General features: G+C 66.0%; 20 protein-coding genes. 9 read left to right on the top strand and 11 right to left on the bottom strand.

Going from position 1 to position 14,439, the window contains the following annotated elements:
* The first annotated feature begins 17 nt into the window (after positions 1–17).
* Both DVK00_RS07080 and hisG read left to right on the top strand, forming a co-directional pair.
* A complete protein-coding gene (locus tag DVK00_RS07080; RefSeq protein WP_101351378.1) occupies positions 18–1,160 on the top strand; it encodes an MFS transporter in 1,143 nt (380 codons plus the stop codon).
* A 69-nt stretch (positions 1,161–1,229) separates the two neighbouring features.
* Entirely contained in the window at positions 1,230–2,078 is an 849-nt protein-coding gene (hisG, locus tag DVK00_RS07075) for an ATP phosphoribosyltransferase (protein WP_121536028.1), read from the top strand.
* Positions 2,079–2,276: 198 nt separating this feature from the next.
* On the opposite strand, the gene DVK00_RS07070 is transcribed toward hisG, so the two are convergent.
* Positions 2,277–2,666 carry a hypothetical protein gene (locus DVK00_RS07070; protein WP_121577485.1) on the bottom strand — a complete coding sequence of 130 codons (390 nt, stop codon included), beginning with the start codon at positions 2,664–2,666 and terminating at the stop codon, positions 2,277–2,279.
* A gap of 87 nt (positions 2,667–2,753) precedes the next feature.
* On the opposite strand from DVK00_RS07070, the gene DVK00_RS07065 reads away from it, so the two are divergent.
* Positions 2,754–3,785 carry a TIGR01177 family methyltransferase gene (locus tag DVK00_RS07065; protein WP_121512104.1) on the top strand — a complete coding sequence of 344 codons (1,032 nt, stop codon included), beginning with the start codon at positions 2,754–2,756 and terminating at the stop codon, positions 3,783–3,785.
* Between the two features lie 89 nt (positions 3,786–3,874).
* The gene (locus DVK00_RS07060; protein WP_121512028.1) at positions 3,875–4,030 is read left to right on the top strand and encodes a rubrerythrin-like domain-containing protein; all 156 of its coding nucleotides are present in this window, start codon (positions 3,875–3,877) and stop codon (positions 4,028–4,030) included.
* Positions 4,031–4,052: 22 nt separating this feature from the next.
* On the opposite strand, the gene DVK00_RS07055 is transcribed toward DVK00_RS07060, so the two are convergent.
* From DVK00_RS07055 to DVK00_RS07035, 5 genes are read right to left on the bottom strand one after another with little or no spacing between them, the layout of a single operon-like run.
* Positions 4,053–4,592, bottom strand: a complete 540-nt coding sequence (locus DVK00_RS07055; RefSeq protein ID WP_101348913.1) for a GTP-dependent dephospho-CoA kinase family protein — start codon at positions 4,590–4,592, stop codon at positions 4,053–4,055.
* A 1-nt stretch (position 4,593) separates the two neighbouring features.
* Positions 4,594–4,791 (bottom strand): transcription elongation factor subunit Spt4, encoded by a 198-nt coding sequence (spt4, locus tag DVK00_RS07050; RefSeq protein WP_080508795.1) that lies wholly within the window; start codon positions 4,789–4,791, stop codon positions 4,594–4,596.
* Complete coding sequence (locus DVK00_RS07045) at positions 4,791–5,369, bottom strand: DNA-directed RNA polymerase (protein ID WP_004516007.1); 579 nt, start codon at positions 5,367–5,369, stop codon at positions 4,791–4,793. Before DVK00_RS07045 ends, spt4 begins: the two co-directional genes overlap by 1 nt.
* Positions 5,370–5,372: 3 nt before the next feature.
* Positions 5,373–5,750, bottom strand: coding sequence for a DUF188 domain-containing protein (locus DVK00_RS07040; RefSeq protein WP_101348912.1), 378 nt, complete (start codon positions 5,748–5,750; stop codon positions 5,373–5,375).
* Positions 5,750–6,979 carry a translation initiation factor IF-2 subunit gamma gene (locus DVK00_RS07035; protein ID WP_101348911.1) on the bottom strand — a complete coding sequence of 410 codons (1,230 nt, stop codon included), beginning with the start codon at positions 6,977–6,979 and terminating at the stop codon, positions 5,750–5,752. The genes DVK00_RS07040 and DVK00_RS07035 overlap by 1 nt, the downstream gene beginning before the upstream one ends.
* Before the next feature lie 231 nt (positions 6,980–7,210).
* Here DVK00_RS07035 and DVK00_RS07030 point away from each other — a divergent pair, with 231 nt between their 5' ends.
* Positions 7,211–8,161, top strand: coding sequence for a DUF5787 family protein (locus DVK00_RS07030; protein ID WP_121536022.1), 951 nt, complete (start codon positions 7,211–7,213; stop codon positions 8,159–8,161).
* A gap of 15 nt (positions 8,162–8,176) precedes the next feature.
* Here DVK00_RS07030 and DVK00_RS07025 read toward each other — a convergent pair whose 3' ends face one another.
* The 4 genes from DVK00_RS07025 to DVK00_RS07010 form a co-directional block, all read right to left on the bottom strand.
* The gene (locus tag DVK00_RS07025; protein ID WP_101348909.1) at positions 8,177–8,470 is read right to left on the bottom strand and encodes a hypothetical protein; all 294 of its coding nucleotides are present in this window, start codon (positions 8,468–8,470) and stop codon (positions 8,177–8,179) included.
* Between the two features lie 62 nt (positions 8,471–8,532).
* Positions 8,533–9,408: an MBL fold metallo-hydrolase gene (locus tag DVK00_RS07020; RefSeq protein WP_101348908.1), complete on the bottom strand. Its 876-nt coding sequence runs from the start codon at positions 9,406–9,408 to the stop codon at positions 8,533–8,535.
* A gap of 44 nt (positions 9,409–9,452) precedes the next feature.
* Positions 9,453–9,665, bottom strand: a complete 213-nt coding sequence (locus tag DVK00_RS07015) for a hypothetical protein (protein ID WP_233560768.1) — start codon at positions 9,663–9,665, stop codon at positions 9,453–9,455.
* Positions 9,666–9,810: 145 nt separating this feature from the next.
* The gene (locus DVK00_RS07010; RefSeq protein ID WP_101348906.1) at positions 9,811–11,160 is read right to left on the bottom strand and encodes an ATP-binding protein; all 1,350 of its coding nucleotides are present in this window, start codon (positions 11,158–11,160) and stop codon (positions 9,811–9,813) included.
* Between the two features lie 180 nt (positions 11,161–11,340).
* Between DVK00_RS07010 and DVK00_RS21965 the strand changes: the two genes are divergently transcribed.
* The 4 genes from DVK00_RS21965 to DVK00_RS06995 all read left to right on the top strand — a co-directional run bounded on the left by DVK00_RS21965 (position 11,341) and on the right by DVK00_RS06995 (position 13,814).
* Positions 11,341–11,718 (top strand): hypothetical protein, encoded by a 378-nt coding sequence (locus DVK00_RS21965; protein WP_233560767.1) that lies wholly within the window; start codon positions 11,341–11,343, stop codon positions 11,716–11,718.
* Between the two features lie 134 nt (positions 11,719–11,852).
* Entirely contained in the window at positions 11,853–12,011 is a 159-nt protein-coding gene (locus DVK00_RS21960; RefSeq protein ID WP_232794497.1) for a YegP family protein, read from the top strand.
* A gap of 88 nt (positions 12,012–12,099) precedes the next feature.
* Positions 12,100–12,570 (top strand): pyridoxamine 5'-phosphate oxidase family protein, encoded by a 471-nt coding sequence (locus tag DVK00_RS07000; protein ID WP_101348905.1) that lies wholly within the window; start codon positions 12,100–12,102, stop codon positions 12,568–12,570.
* 110 nt (positions 12,571–12,680) lie between these two features.
* Positions 12,681–13,814, top strand: coding sequence for a thiolase family protein (locus DVK00_RS06995; protein WP_121577484.1), 1,134 nt, complete (start codon positions 12,681–12,683; stop codon positions 13,812–13,814).
* A 111-nt stretch (positions 13,815–13,925) separates the two neighbouring features.
* On the opposite strand, the gene DVK00_RS06990 is transcribed toward DVK00_RS06995, so the two are convergent.
* Positions 13,926–14,393 (bottom strand): NUDIX domain-containing protein, encoded by a 468-nt coding sequence (locus DVK00_RS06990; protein ID WP_101348903.1) that lies wholly within the window; start codon positions 14,391–14,393, stop codon positions 13,926–13,928.
* Between the last annotated feature and the right edge of the window lie 46 nt (positions 14,394–14,439).

Below are 14,439 nucleotides of genomic sequence, written 5' to 3'. Positions count from 1 at the left end.
ACGGGAGCCCAGTCCGAATGCTGCTTGCCGTCGCCGCCGGCTGGTTCCTCGTCCTCGGGATGCGGTTTGTCGTGCCCGCGGTTCTGCCGACGATACGAGAGGAGTTCGTCATCTCGAACGCGCAGGCGGGGCTCGCGGTCACGGTGCTCTGGCTCACGTACGCGGCGGTTCAGTTTCCCGCTGGGGTGCTGATCGACCGAATCGGGGAGCGGACGCTGCTGGTGGCCGCGGCGTTGCTGTCCGGCGTCGGGCTGCTGGGCTACTTTTTCGCGCCGGTGTTCTCGCTGTTCCTCATCGCGACGGGCGCGTTCGGGTTCGGGACGGGACTGTACGGCCCCACCCGGGGGACCGCCCTCTCGCGGACGTTCGACGCCCGCGAGGGGACCGCCTTCGGTATCGTGATGGCCGCCGGCTCCCTCGGAGCGGCCGCACTGCCCGCCGTCGCCGCGTTCGTCACCACACGGTACGGGTGGCGGCTGGCACTTGCCAGCGCCGCCCCCCTGTTCATGCTTGTCGCCGGCGCGCTCTGGCTCTCGGTGTCGGACCGTCCGACCGGCGAGTCCGAACGGAGCCTCCGGCGGGACCTCCGAACGGTTCTCACCGGCTTTCGCAACCGCCGGCTCGTGCTGTCGGTTTCAGGCAAGACACTGATGCTGTTCGCCTTTCAGGCTGTGACAGCGTTTCTCACCACGTACCTAGTCACGGTCCGGGGTATCTCACAGGGGACCGCCGGGGCGCTCCTTTCGGTGCTGTTCGTCGGTGGCGCGCTCTCACAGACAGCCACTGGCCGGCTCGCCGACCGATACGGAACGCCCAGTGTCCTGACCGCTGTCGCACTCGTCAGTACCGTTCCACTCGTGCTCATTCCGTCCGTCCGCGGCGTCGTGCCGCTGGCCGTCGTCTCCGGCCTCATCGGGGTTCGGATGAGCGTCGGCCCGCTGGCAAACGCCTACATCGTCGACACGCTGCCTGACGCTGCCGAAGGGACCGGCTGGGGGCTGCTCCGGACCGGTTTCTTCGCGATCAGTTCACTGGGCTCGACGGCTGTCGGCCTGCTCGCCGACCAGAACCTGTTTGCCGTCGCGTTCTACGGTCTCGCTGGCCTGACGCTGCTGGCTGCGGGGACCTTCGTTGCCCTCCCACGCCGGGACCGCCTGTAGCGGCTCCGCCCACAGGCCCCGGCCAGCCTGAGGGGAAAGACAGTTGCCCCACGGCCTGCCAGTAGGCGTATGCGAATCGCCGTCCCCAACAAGGGCCGCCTGCACGAACCAAGCGAGGAACTGCTCGAACGGGCCGGCCTCCATCTGGTCGACGGGGCCGACCGCCAACTGCACGCCGACACCGTTGACCCGGACGTGACCGTCCTGTACGCCCGCGCCGCCGACATCCCCGAATACGTCGCGGACGGCGCTGCCGACGTGGGTATCACCGGTCTCGACCAGGTCCGAGAGTCCGACGCCGACGACCTCGTCGAACTCCGGGACCTCGATTTCGGCCGCTGTCGCCTCGTCCTCGCCGCACCAGAGGACAGCCACGTCGAGACAGTCTACGACTTCGAGGGGGGCCGTATCGCCACGGAGTTCCCGACCATCACCCGCCGATACTTCGACCGCGTCGACGTGGACGTGGACGTGACTGAGGTGTCCGGTGCGACGGAGCTGACCCCCCATGTCGACATCGCCGACGGTATCGTCGACATCACTTCGACCGGGACGACGCTCCGGATGAACCGGCTGGCCGTCGTCGACGAGGTGCTCGAAAGCTCCGTGCGCCTGTTCGCCCGCGAGGACACCGCCGACGATGAGAAAGTAAAGCAAGTCGACACCGCGCTCGGCTCGGTCCTCGCCGCCGAAGACAAACGCTATCTGATGATGAACGCCCCCGAAGACGCCCTCGATGACGTGAAAGACGTGCTTCCGGGGATGGGCGGCCCCACCGTGATGGACATCGCCGGCTCCGACCAGCTCGCCGTCCACGCCGTCGTCGAGGAACGCGCCGTCTTCGAGACGATTAGCTCACTCAAGGACGTGGGCGCGAGCGACATCCTCGTGACGGAGATAGAGCGGCTGGTGGAATAGTACTTTTTTACTGCGGAGGGAATCCTCGGCCGCCTTGCGGCCTGCGGGCACCCCCGCCGCAAAAACCTACGTTAAAAAGGCTCCGAGTCGCGGCCTGTGGCCGCGCTCAGAGTAAAACCGCGCCTCCGGCGCGGTATGCAAGCCACGCTCTGCGCCCACATTCGACAGTCGAGCCCACCTCATTCCCAGCTCAGAAGCTCAGAAGAACCCGAAGATGTTGTTCAGCGCAAATCCGAGCACCGCCGCAAACGCCAGGTGGAGCGCCACAAGCGGCGCGGTCGAGCGGGTCGACAGCCGGTAGGAGAGGCTGATGGCAATGCCGTCGGCGACGAGAGTGAGAAACAGAACGACTGCGACGCCGAGGTCGGCCGAGACGACGCCGGACTCGACGCCCCAGCGCTGAAGGATGAGCGAAACGAGTGCCGGCGCGAGGGCGGCCTTGGCGGCGAGTTGGCTCGGCACGTCGCCGATAAAGAACGTCGCAGCCAGATGGAGGGTGACGGCGTAAAAGAGCCAGGTGACGAGGACGGTCACGAGGACCGCGAGGATACCACCGCCGGTGAGGCTGGAGAACCCGGACTGGAGCATACTCCGGGTTCGGCGGCTGGTCGTTTGTGCGTTTTGTTCCCGGCCGCGACCGGCACGCTCATAGCCGCTCGCCCACACCGCTCGGGCGTGTACGTCCTCGAACTCGGCGGGCAGGACGACGCGTTCGCGCGGCGGGAAGCCGCAAGCGCCGCGAGCGCCGTCGACGTGCTCGCCCCCGGACTGGCGACAGCGCGCGGTATCAGCGACCGCGTTCGCCACCTCGCGTTTGCCCACCGAGCCTGTGCCCTGCTCGGTACCTCGGACCCGAACATCGAAAGCGCCGCCACGTTGCTGTCGGCCGCGACAATCGACCGCGAGGGGAGCGTCGCCGTGCGTGCCGTCGACGTGCGAGCAAGCACCGGCGTCGATACCCAACAGGCCGAGCGGACGCTGGGCGGCGTCCTAACCGATCGCGGCTTCGCCGTCGACCTCGACAACCCTGACCACGTTCTCTATGCCTACTTCTCGGACCCCGCCGGCGACGAGGAGGGCGGGACCGGCAAGCGCTGCTGTGCACTGGGCTGGCTCGCCGCCGAGAGCGTCCGCGACTTCGGGGACCGCCAGCCAACAGACCGTCCGTTCTTCCAGCCCGGCAGCATGGACCCGCTCGAAGCCCGCGCACTGGTCAACATCGCCGGGGCTGGCCCGGACGCCACGATACTGGACCCGATGTGTGGCACCGGCGGTCTCCTGCTGGAGGCGGGGCTGGTCGGGGCCGACGTGGTCGGTGGTGACGCACAAAAAAAGATGGTCTCGGGGACACACGAGAACCTCACATACGCACTCGACGGGAGCGGCCACCCCGACAGAGACGCCTATCCTGAGCCGGGCGAGTGGGAGGTGTTCCGGTCCGACGCGTCCGCGCTGCCGGTGGCCGACGACGCCGTCGACGCCGCCGTCTTCGACGCTCCCTATGGCCGCCAGTCCCGTATCGAAGGGGAACTGGCACCCCTCGTGGCCGGTGCACTCGGCGAAGCCAATCGCGTCGCAAGACGGTGCGTACTGGTCGCCGACCGCGACTGGCGCGATGCGGGGACCAGTGCGGGCTGGACCGTCACCGACTACTTCCGGCGTCGCGTCCATCGCTCGCTTGTCAGACACGTCCACGTGCTTGAGTGAACATACGTCCACTTTCTTTGGACAATCGTCGTAAGTTATTCCGGTATGAGCAAGGTTTATGCCATGACAAATGCTAATTAGTACCAAGTATGCCAACGTGGTCAGACCCCGCCCCATGCGACGACGATGAACAGCTGTTCGAATGTCCAGACTGCGGAAAGCGGCTCTGTAGCGACCGCTCGACAGTCTCCTGTGACCGGTGTGAGACGGAAATGCAGAATCTCAGCGTTCCACGGCCGGAATAAAACCGGTCTGCGTTTTTTGCGGCTAGCTCGACACGAGTGCAATCGCTCGCTCGGCGTCACCGTCCATCCGCTCCAGTAGCGACCGAACCCGGTCCCGGGCCGCGTCGTCGCAGTCGGCCAGCACCATCCCCTCGTCGGGCTGGCCGTACACCACACTGGCTCCTGCGGGCGCAGCGAGCACCGCAGGGAGCGTGGCGAGGTCCTCCTCGCCGTCGACATCCAGAAGTGTCGTTCCATCGCTGTCGATACCGTCCCTGAGTGCAGTAAGCAGTTCAGCGGTGAGCGTCGCGGCCGGGTTCGCCACGGCGAGTTCCCGGTCGAAGCCGCCGATGGCCGCCGTCACGTCCGCGTCGACGGCCGAGCGCTTGGTCCGTTCGTCGATCAGCGCGAGGTCCGGCACGCGGCCGGCCTCGACGAGGTGGTAGGTGACCATGTCGCCGACGGCGATAATCGGGTCGCCGGCGTCGCCCAGCAGCGCCGCTGTGTCGGTGTAGATGCGTCCGAGCGGCTCTTTCAGTTCCGTTCGCAGGCCGCTCGGGAGTTCGAGAACGACGTCGGACACGTTAGCGGACTTTCAGCGCGTACTTGCCCGGCTCGGTCACTTCCATCTCGGCGGCGATGTCGGAGCGCTCCGGGTGCGCGATGACGACGTAGCCGGCCCAGTCCTCGGTCAGTGCGGTGCCGCCACAGGCCTCACACTGGCTTTCGATCTCCGCACTCTGGACACGGTGACAGTCGCGACAGACGAGGCGGTCCGCCATCAGCTATCACCGGCTTCCGCCGTGCCTTCGCGGCGCTCGCGCTCCTCCTGAAGCCAGCCGTGCTTGCCCAGGCCGACCTGTTTCGCCGTCAGGCCGATCTTGGAGTCGCGGGGATTGCGCTCGTCGATGCTCTTGGTGACGATACGCGCCCGGACGGCGTCGCCGACGGTGAGCGTGCGGTTGGACTCGCGAGAGGCGAGTTGCTGGTTCTCCTCGTCGTATGCCAGATACTCGTCGGATATCTGGGAGACGTGCAGCAGGCCGTCGACCGGCCCGATGCCGATGAAGGCCCCGAAGTTGACGACTTCGACGACCTCCCCGTCGACCACTTCCTGCATCTGCGGGTCGAACGTGAGCGCGTCGAACTCGGCCTCGTAGTAGACGCCGGGCTTGTTCGGCAACACGGCACCGGTACCGATGTCGTGGACCTCGATGACCGAGACGACGCTGCCGACGTCCTCGTCCATCCGACCTTCGAGCTTCTCTTGCAGGAGCCGTTTGACCAGCCCCGGACTGACCTCCGCCAGAAAGCGTGGCGGGACTTCGACCGTATCGCGTAGGCGTACCCGTTTATACATGTGTTATGGTTGAGTGATACCCAGTTTGTTCCGGCCCCTTAAACTAATTACTGGAACGCCCGCGTCCAGCAGGCGTCGTTTGAGGGGGGCGTCGTTCGTGACCGCGTGTGTCGCATCGTCTGTCTGTGCCAGTTCGAGGACGGCGTCGTCCGCGTAGTCCGCCGTCGTCTCCCGAACCGTGCACCGATCCAGCAGGTCCTGTCCGACCGAAGCGGCGGTCGCTTCCGCGCCAGCCCCGTCGGCCAGTTTCGCTAGCTCGTCGCGGACGGCGGCGGGCGCGACGTAGTCCGTCGCGTCTGGCAGCACTCTGTCGAGTTCCTCGAACAGTCGCACGTTGCATTCGACCGGCATCATCAGCGCGTTCGTGTCCAGCACAATCATCACCGCAGCGTGCCGACACCGATGAGCCGCCACCGAGCACCGACGCGGCGGTTGATGGCGATTTTCGAGCCCGAGGCCGCACAGACCGGGCGCTTGAGCGCGACCTCGCACTCGTCGTCCCGGGCGCTCGTGACCGACCCGACCGTGGTGGCGGTGCCGATAGTCAGCATGAGCGGTTCGCCGGTCGATATCTCGTCGACCTCGCCGCCATCGTCACCGACGATGCGTTCCAGCAAGTCTACGTCCATCGTGAACGTCTCGTGGACCGGCGGGAGGCTTCCGGGCGGCCCGGCGACCTGCCCGGCGAGCGCGTCGCCTTTCGTGATTGCGGGGTCGAGACCGGTCCCGACGCCCAGCAGGCCGCCCGGCGTGACCGTGTCCACGAAGTCACCGCCCGACTGGAGCGACCGGACCGTCGTCGTGACGGGCTGCCACTCCGTCTGGCCGCCTTCCTCGACCTCGCGACCGGGACGGAGTTCAATCTCGTCATCGACGTCCAGTTGCCCGCTCACGAGCGAGCCGCCCAGCACGCCGCCCATCAGGTCCTCCCAGGTCGTTCCGGGTCGGTTGATGTCGAACGAGCGTGCGACCATCATGCGGGCGTCCTCGTCTGGGTCCCGTTCCGGCGTCGGAATCTCAGACTGGATGGCCTCGATGAGCAGGTCGATGTTGGCCTCCTGACCCGCGCTGATGGGGACAATCGGTGCGCCTTCAGCGACGGTGCCTTCGACGAACTCCTGAATCTGCTCGTAGTTCTGCATCGCCCGCTCCTCGTCGACGAGGTCGACCTTGTTCTGGGCGATGACGATGTTGTCGATGCCGATGATATCGAGCGCGCTCAGGTGTTCCTCGGTCTGGGCCTGCGGGACAGGCTCCGTCGCCGAGATGACGAGGACGGCCCCGTCCATGATGGCCGCACCGGACAGCATGGTAGCCATGAGCGTCTCGTGGCCGGGCGCATCCACGAACGACACCGTCCGGAGGTGGTCGGTGTCGACGTCGTGGTCATCGCAGTGTTCGTCGACAGTAAAGGCCTCCGGCTCCTCGGCCTCCGGGCAGCGACGGAAGGTCGCGTCGGCGTAGCCGAGTCGGATAGAGATTCCGCGCTTCATCTCCTCGGAGTGCTGGTCGGTCCATTCGCCGGACAGCGCCTGTACGAGCGTCGTCTTTCCGTGGTCGACGTGCCCGACGAGTCCGATGTTCACCTCCGGTTGTTTGTTTGATGTCATTTCGAGAGTAATCTTGGTGGAGTTTCGCCGCGTGCAACTGATAAACCTACTGTTTGCGCCCCGACGGCCCCCGTTCAATCGCCGATCTGGTCCCTGCTGGCGGCGTACCTCGGCCCCCTGTGGACGCCCTCGCTGACTCCGGTACTCGCGCTGGTGGCGCTGGCCCGCCGCCTCGTCGGCGCGCGGGAGCCGGGCGCGGTGCTTTTGCCCGTCCCGGCCCTGCCTCCAGTCGTGCGGGAGTTCGACTTCGAACTGGCGCTGTGTGCCCACCTCGAACGCGAGGGCCGGCTGGTGAGCCGCCAGCTCGGCGGCGCTGTCCACGGCCGGCGCGTCCTCGACACCGTCGTTGTCGAGCCGGGACCCGAGTTCGACGAGCGAGCAGCCATCACTCCCGAACGGCTGCCGACGGCGGCCATCGAAAGCAGCGTCGGCCCGGGTCGGGCGCGGTACTGGAAGGACGCCTTCGACTGCCATCCCGACCGCGCCGAGCGCGCCGTCGAACTGGCGGTCGAGCGCGGGTTCTTCGAACGCGAGCGCCGCGGCGGCCGGACCTACGTCCGCCAGACGACGCGGTACCCCAACTGGGTCGGCGAAATCGTCGCCATCGAGAACAAGCCGGACCTGGGCCGGCCCGGCGACTTGGAATCGCAGTTGCGGACCGATGTCTCTCTCGCGCTCGCCGACCGCGTCGTACTGGCGACGGCCTCTTACGTTACCGGAGCGCACCTCAACCGAATTCCAGAGGAAGTCGGCGTCTGGCGGTTCGACGCCGACAGCAGAACGATAGATGTCCGTCGGGAGGCGACACCACTGCCGACAGACGACGCCGGTGTCGAACTCCTCGACGAGCGTCCGGTTCGGGCGGACGTGCGCGTGGTCAGCGCCGCTGAGAAGGCCCGCACGCGCCGGCAGTTGGCCGAGCGAGCCTACGGCAAGGGGTGGCGGAGTTTCGACTACCCCTCGTGCGAGCGATGCTCGCCGGATAGCGACGGGATTCCGTACTGTCAGTGGAAGGACCGCGCGGTCCGGGAGAGCGACGAGTGCGGACCGGACTGCGGGGGGTACGAAGCGGCCGACCCGCCGGCCATCGACGGCGACGCGCTCCGGGCCGACCGGACGCCGTGGCGGGCAGACCCCGACGGACGCAGGCGACGCCAGTCGGGACTAGATCGGTTCGGCTAGAAGAAGTCGGCAAGGCTACCGTTCGTCGCCTGATTGCGCGTCATCGGGCGGGACACCGCCGTCGCCGGCGGTCGGGCGGCCGTGCTGTTCGTAGTTGTCTTCGGTCACCGCCGGGGCTTCGGTGGCGACCTTGGCTGCGTGTTTCGTTCTGGCCTGATAGTTCGCTGCGGCCGCAATCCCGACACAGGCTACCAGCCCCACGACAAACACCCAGTCGATGCTGTTCGCGATGATCTGCTGACCGGCGATTGCGAGGACGCCGCCGGCCAGCGACAGCCCACCGATCTCCGCGATGCCACGCCTGTCCATACAGCCGGATCATGCGCCAGTGCCTATAAGCTACGGCCTGTTTCATCCAGCCGAGCGCGACATTAGAGCGTGAACCGCTCGCCGTCGAGTCCGATATCGTCGGCGAAGGCTCGGTCCGCGGGGACGTAATGGGCGGTGTGGACGATACGGTAGTCGTCGGCCGCGATGTCGTCGGCGAAGTCCCGCGCACCGGGCAAGGTCATGTGTTTCGTGCCAAAGGTCCGCGGCACACCGTCCGCGTCGTGGTGAGCGCCGCCTTTCGGGTGGTACTCGCAGGCCTCCGGGTGGACGATGCCCTCGACGAGCGCGAGGTCGGCACCGGTCAGCGCGGATTTCGAGCGCTCGGGCACGTCGTAACAGGTGTCCCCGGATATCGACAGTACCGCGCCGGTCTGGGGCTCCTCGATGCGTAGACCGTAACACAGCAGCGGCGGGTGCGTGACCGGGACGAGGGTCACCTCGAAGCCCGCGACGGTGAACGGCTCGAACGGCGTCTGTGCGTGGACCGAGACCGTATCGAGGTAATCATAGCGGCTCCGGACACTCTCGGCGACGCTCTCGTCGGTCACCGGGTCCGTCTCGTCAGCGGCGTGGACCGGCAGGTCGTCGAACAGACGGTAGGCGTTCCCGAGACCGTCGAGGTGGTCGAAGTGGACATGCGTGACGATGGCCGCGTCCGGTAGCGGGACCGACTCACGGAGGAACTGGTGACGGAAGTCCGGACTCAGATCGATCAGCAGCGACTCGCCGGTTTCGTCGTTCGCCACGGCGACGGAGAAGCGCGACCGTTCGACGCCCCCCGTCGGGTCGATGCCGCGTTCGCGGACGCGGGCCCGGAGTTCCTCGTCGGGGTCGCGCGCCCGTTCGCACGTGTCACAGTTGCACTGGACAGTCGGCGTCCCAGTCGTGTCGCCGGTCCCAAGCAGCGTGACCTCCATTACCTATGGGTCAGAGGGCGACCCGCGTAAGCCCCTCGCTTTCGTTACTCCTCGTCGACGAGCATCGCAGGGTCGATATCCTGTCGCTCTATCGTCGCCGCCAGCAGGGACCGAGCGCGCTCGTCCGAGAGGTCGTCGAACAGACACTCGAAGAATCCCTCAAGTAACTCCGGCCGGATGCGCAGGTCGACGTACTCGACTTGCTTCTCGGCGATAACCACGTCTACGTCCCACTCGCCTTCCTGCGGATCAGTCATGCGAACGTCAACCTACGACTCGGCGGGGTCGTCTATCTCAGTGAACACGGGGTCGTCAGCCATGGCTGCAGAGAATGGTTTCTGTAGTGATAAGTAAATCGCTCATACCGACAGCCGGAACGGGTTCCTGCGCTGATAAGCCGCCTCAGTGGTCGTGATCGTGGTCGTGATCACTGCCGCCGTCGCCGGAGAAGCCGCCGCTCCCGGCGACTAGCGCGTCGGCGTCGCCGTCCATCATGTCCATGTTTTTGAGGTTGTCACGCTCCTCGAAGTCGATAATTGCGTCTTCGAGGTCCTGCTGAGTGAGGGTGGTCCGCTCCTCAGTCAGGGCGTTGAGGACGGCCTCGCGGAGCACGAGCCGGAGGTCGCTGCCGGTCAGCCCCTCGGTCAGCTCCGCCAGCGTCTCCGGGTCGAAGTCGTCGATCTCCATCTGCTGGGTGACGATGCGGAGGATGTCCGCGCGCATCCCGTGGTCGGGCTTGGGGAAATTGACGATTTCGTCGAAGCGCCGCCAGGCGGCGGCGTCGAGCTGGTCGGGGTGGTTCGTCGCGCCGATGAGCAACACCTCGTCCTGGATGAGCGAAATCTCGTCGATGCTCTTGAGCAGGGTGTTGACGGCGCGTTTGATGGCGGCGTGTTCGTCCGACGAGCGGGTCTTGGCGACGAAGTCGAACTCGTCCATAAAGAGGATACACGGCGAGAGCCGCTTTGCGACCTCGAACACCTTCTCGACGTTCTTGGCCGTCTCGCCGAGGTACTGGCTGGTAATCATCGACAGTTTCACCTCGACGAAGGGCAGGTCGAGGTCGTGGGCCAGCGCGCGGGCGACGCTCGTCTTGCCGGTCCCCGGCGGGCCGACGAAGAGGAGTTTCCCTATCTCCCGCAGGCCGATGCGGGCGAGGTAGTCGCGGTGTTCGATGGCCTTGACTATCTTCTGAATCTCGTCTTCCTGGTCGGTGGTCAACACCAGGTCGTCCAGCGTCATCTCCACCTCCTCGGGGGCGCGCACGTCCACGAGGTCGAGCATCTCCTCGTCGTCCTCGTCGTCGGTGTCGAAGGCCTCCTCCAGTTTGGCGTCGATGAACGCGCGGTCGGCCCGCGAGGGCCGGTTCTGCTCGCGGGCCCGCTCGTAGTCGGCCCCCTCGACCTGGTCCTCGTAGGCTTTCGTCAGAACCGGGTTGTCTTCGAGGGCCGCGGCGTCGACCCGTTCGAGGAACCACTCCTCGGCGAGGTCGCGGTCGGTCAGCGAGATGCTCCCCGAGAAGTCGTCGCGGTCGGTGAACATCAGGCCGGAGATGGCCGCCCAGGGGCGCTCGACGCCGGTGGCCTCGCTCGCGGTCGTGTTGGTGATCGACAGGGGCCGCTCGATCTCGCCGTCGCTCCAGAAGACGGACCGGTACGAGGCCGGCAAATCGTCCGGCTCGAGGTCCCGCCGCTCGCTGTAGATAGTGGCCGTCAGCAGAAACTCAACGACATCCAGTTCCGGATTGCTCATTCCCACTGATGTTACCACGCGACCGGTATAAGTCACTCGAAGCCCCGGTGGCCGACACCAAGGTAATATATCACCCCAGTGCACCCTTATCGTGGCAACTAATAACACACTACTCTCGGCGTACCGGGACCGCATCGGTGACCAACGACCGACGACGAGGCCTACGGGTACTGGCTGTTCGTGTTCGGCATCGTGCTGTGTATCGTCGGCCTTCTCCTGTTTTACCTGACAGGCTCGCGGAGCACGCCCCGGCAGTTGGCCTATCTCCTCGGTGCTATCGGGCACATCTCGCTGTTTGCGGGCCCGACCACCAGACTGCCGCTGACACGCCGGGGCCTGATACTCACGTACGTCGGTGCCGTGGTCGGACTGGTCGCAATCGTGTGGTTCACCACGTTCTACCCGTCGAACTGGACCGGTCTAGAGGGGAATCCGGCGGTGACGCTGTACATCGTCGGTCTCGGCCTGATGGCAGTCGGCGCGGTCGTTTCTCCGCTGCTGACCGGCCGGAAAGAGGTCTATGCCGAGGCCATACGGACGGGACAGCGACGGAAGTAGCCGAACAGGCTACCCGGGAGGCCGAGACGGCCGCGCGGGAAGCGACACAGCAGTCCCAGGCCGCCGAACAGGCGAGCCGCGAGCGGGTCCAGTCCTACGCCGACCTGCTTGAGACCGGGAGTGCGGCCTTCGAAGTGTACGAGGACCGGGGTGCGGAGTGGCGCTGGCGGCTCCGCCACCACAACGGCGAAATCGTCGCCGACTCCGGCGAGGGGTACGCCGAGCGCAACAAGGCCGTCGCCGCAATCAAGCGGGTCAAGCGCCACCCACCCGGTGCGCCGCAGACGGAGTAGCGTCGCCGGAGCGCCCCTCGGACCGGGATTCTCCGTCAGGAAGAATAGCCGAATTAATTAAGCAGTTTTCGGTCGAAGTTACACTCATATGACAGTAGAGACGCTCGAAGCGGCCGGACTCAGGCGCATGGACGACGACAACATCGGGGCGTTCCTGTCGAACCAGCGGGTCGGCGTGCTCGGCCTGCCGACCGAGAGCGGCCCGTACATGATTCCCCTGTCGTTTGGCTACGACGGCGACAGCGCGCTGTATTTCACCTTCGTCGGCGGGTCGGCGAGCCGCAAGCAACAGTTGACCGAAGCGGCAGCGGACGCGACCGTGCTCGTGTACAAAGTCGAGTCGATGTTCCACTGGGAGAGCGTCCTGTTGCAGGGCAGTATCGAGGCCGTCCCCGAGTCCGAGTGGGACGACCTCGCGGGCGTGCTCGATACGGCATGGCGGCCGGAACTGTTCAGGGACGCTATCGAAGACGGCGACATCACAGTCTACCGCTTCCATATCGACGAGCGGGAAGGACTCAGACACGCTGGCCTCCCACCGGGGTTCGAGCCAGAGTGACCCCGTCGCCCGACCGCGACGGGTAGCGGTCGGACCGGGCAGACGACAACGGTTCCCCCACTGTGTCGAGTTTGTCAGGATTTAACACAGGCCGAAACGTTCCGTTGTCCATGCCCACACCTGTCATCGTGGACGCAGTCAGAACGCCACAAGGAAAGGAGGACGGCGCACTCGCCGGCGTCCGGAGCGAAGACCTCTCGGTGCCGCTTATCAACCAGTTGCTCGCGTCGACCGGCGTCGAGGCCGACGAGGTCGACGACCTGCTGTGGGGGTGTGCCCAGCAGCGCGGGGAACAGGGCAACAACATGGCCCGAGTCATCGCGCTGTTGTCCGACCTCGGCGAGAGCGTCCCCGCATCGACGATCAACCGCTGGTGTGCGTCCTCCGCCGAGGCGCTGATGCGGGCTGCCGACGCTATCGCGGCCGGCCAGCGCGACGTGCTCATCGCCGGCGGCGTCGAGTCGATGTCCCGCGTGCAGATGGACGAGAACACCCACAACGTCCACCCGCGACTGGCCGAACACTACAACATCGGCGAACTCCAGATGGGAATGACCGCCGAAAAGGTCGCCAGCAAGATGGAAGTCACCCGTCAGGAACAAGACGAGTACGCACTCCGGAGCCACCAGCGCGCCGCCGACGCGACGGAGTCCGGTCGCTTCGACGACGAGATTGTCCCTGTCGATACCGATGACGGGCAACTCGAAGCAGACGAGGGTATCCGTCCCGACACCACGTTGGAAAAGCTGTCCCAGCTTCCGACGGTGTTCAAATCGGACGGGACGGTCACACCCGGCAACGCCTCGCAAGTTTCCGACGGCGCGGCGGGGCTGATGGTCACGTCACGCGAGTTCGCGGAGGATCGCGGACTCGACATCTTGGCGGAAATCGGTTCCCACGAAGTCGCCGGCGTCGACCCGACGGTAATGGGTATCGGGCCAGTCCCCGCCGTTCGCAAACTCACCGAACGGACGGACCGTGAGACGGGCGACTACGACCTCGTGGAACTCAACGAGGCCTTCGCCTCCCAGTGTCTGTACTGCCAGCGCGAACTCGGCTTCGACGACGACATCTACAACGTCAACGGCGGCGCAATCGCCATCGGCCACCCGCTCGGGGCCTCCGGCGCGCGCCTTCCAGTGACGCTCGTCCACGAAATGAACCGCCGCGACGCGGAGCTGGGCCTAGCAACGGAGTGTGTCGGCTTCGGTCAGGGTGCGGCCATCGAGTTCCGGCTACCCTGAACGGCCGCTGTCGGCGCGGGTGCAGTACGCTACCGCAGTCCGTCGCTTGTGGCTCCGTGATTTGCGACCGTTGCGACGCTCGCGTGACCACTATTTGAGAGAAGACTGTCGCTAATCGGCAGCCACATCGCCAGCTGTCGTCGCCTTGGCGGGACTCGTCAGCGAGTGGAGATAGTCGTCAAGGTCGAGTGCGAAGGTGGCATCGGTCGGGAGGTCAACCCACGAGAACTCGAACTCCGCGCCGCGCTCCTCGCCCGTCCCGGTGACGGTGTGGACCCAGTGGTCCCGGGACTCGTGAACGGGAAGATGGTAGAACGACCGCACGTACCGCTTCGGCGGGGACTGGCGACGCGTCCAGACGTCGGTGGCGATATGTCGCAGGTGCTCGAAGGAGGCTAGACCGCTCTCCTCGACGGCCTCGCGCTGGACGGCGACCCGCGGTTCCTCGCCCGGTTCAACAGTTCCTTTTGGTATCTGTAGCCCGTCGTGGCCCGGCCCGTCGAACACCAGAAGTTCCGACCCGTTTCTGGTGATGTAGGCACAGGCTTTCTTTACGTACGTCGCCCGCTGTGGTTGCATAGCATCCGGTTGCGACGGGGAACATATAGTAGTACCCACATATCTG

Source organism: Haloarcula sp. Atlit-47R (assembly GCF_003665985.1).
GTDB lineage: Archaea > Halobacteriota > Halobacteria > Halobacteriales > Haloarculaceae > Haloarcula > Haloarcula taiwanensis.
Note: the sequence above shows the minus strand (reverse complement) of the source record. Positions and strands in the feature narration are given on the sequence as shown.

What these genes read in the sequence shown, in the direction of transcription:
- DVK00_RS07060 (WP_121512028.1), top strand. Translation starts at nt 3,875, where the DNA reads ATGCCAACGTGGTCAGACCCCGCCCCATGCGACGACGATGAACAGCTG.
- DVK00_RS07080 (WP_101351378.1), top strand. Translation starts at nt 18, where the DNA reads ATGCTGCTTGCCGTCGCCGCCGGCTGGTTCCTCGTCCTCGGGATGCGG.
- spt4 (WP_080508795.1), bottom strand. Translation starts at nt 4,791, where the DNA reads ATGGCGGACCGCCTCGTCTGTCGCGACTGTCACCGTGTCCAGAGTGCG.
- DVK00_RS07025 (WP_101348909.1), bottom strand. Translation starts at nt 8,470, where the DNA reads ATGGACAGGCGTGGCATCGCGGAGATCGGTGGGCTGTCGCTGGCCGGC.
- hisG (WP_121536028.1), top strand. Translation starts at nt 1,230, where the DNA reads ATGCGAATCGCCGTCCCCAACAAGGGCCGCCTGCACGAACCAAGCGAG.
- DVK00_RS07040 (WP_101348912.1), bottom strand. Translation starts at nt 5,750, where the DNA reads ATGATTGTGCTGGACACGAACGCGCTGATGATGCCGGTCGAATGCAAC.
- DVK00_RS07000 (WP_101348905.1), top strand. Translation starts at nt 12,100, where the DNA reads ATGACAGTAGAGACGCTCGAAGCGGCCGGACTCAGGCGCATGGACGAC.
- DVK00_RS06995 (WP_121577484.1), top strand. Translation starts at nt 12,681, where the DNA reads ATGCCCACACCTGTCATCGTGGACGCAGTCAGAACGCCACAAGGAAAG.
- DVK00_RS07070 (WP_121577485.1), bottom strand. Translation starts at nt 2,666, where the DNA reads ATGCTCCAGTCCGGGTTCTCCAGCCTCACCGGCGGTGGTATCCTCGCG.
- DVK00_RS07010 (WP_101348906.1), bottom strand. Translation starts at nt 11,160, where the DNA reads ATGAGCAATCCGGAACTGGATGTCGTTGAGTTTCTGCTGACGGCCACT.
- DVK00_RS07015 (WP_233560768.1), bottom strand. Translation starts at nt 9,665, where the DNA reads ATGACTGATCCGCAGGAAGGCGAGTGGGACGTAGACGTGGTTATCGCC.
- DVK00_RS07020 (WP_101348908.1), bottom strand. Translation starts at nt 9,408, where the DNA reads ATGGAGGTCACGCTGCTTGGGACCGGCGACACGACTGGGACGCCGACT.
- DVK00_RS07035 (WP_101348911.1), bottom strand. Translation starts at nt 6,979, where the DNA reads ATGACATCAAACAAACAACCGGAGGTGAACATCGGACTCGTCGGGCAC.
- DVK00_RS07045 (WP_004516007.1), bottom strand. Translation starts at nt 5,369, where the DNA reads ATGTATAAACGGGTACGCCTACGCGATACGGTCGAAGTCCCGCCACGC.
- DVK00_RS06990 (WP_101348903.1), bottom strand. Translation starts at nt 14,393, where the DNA reads ATGCAACCACAGCGGGCGACGTACGTAAAGAAAGCCTGTGCCTACATC.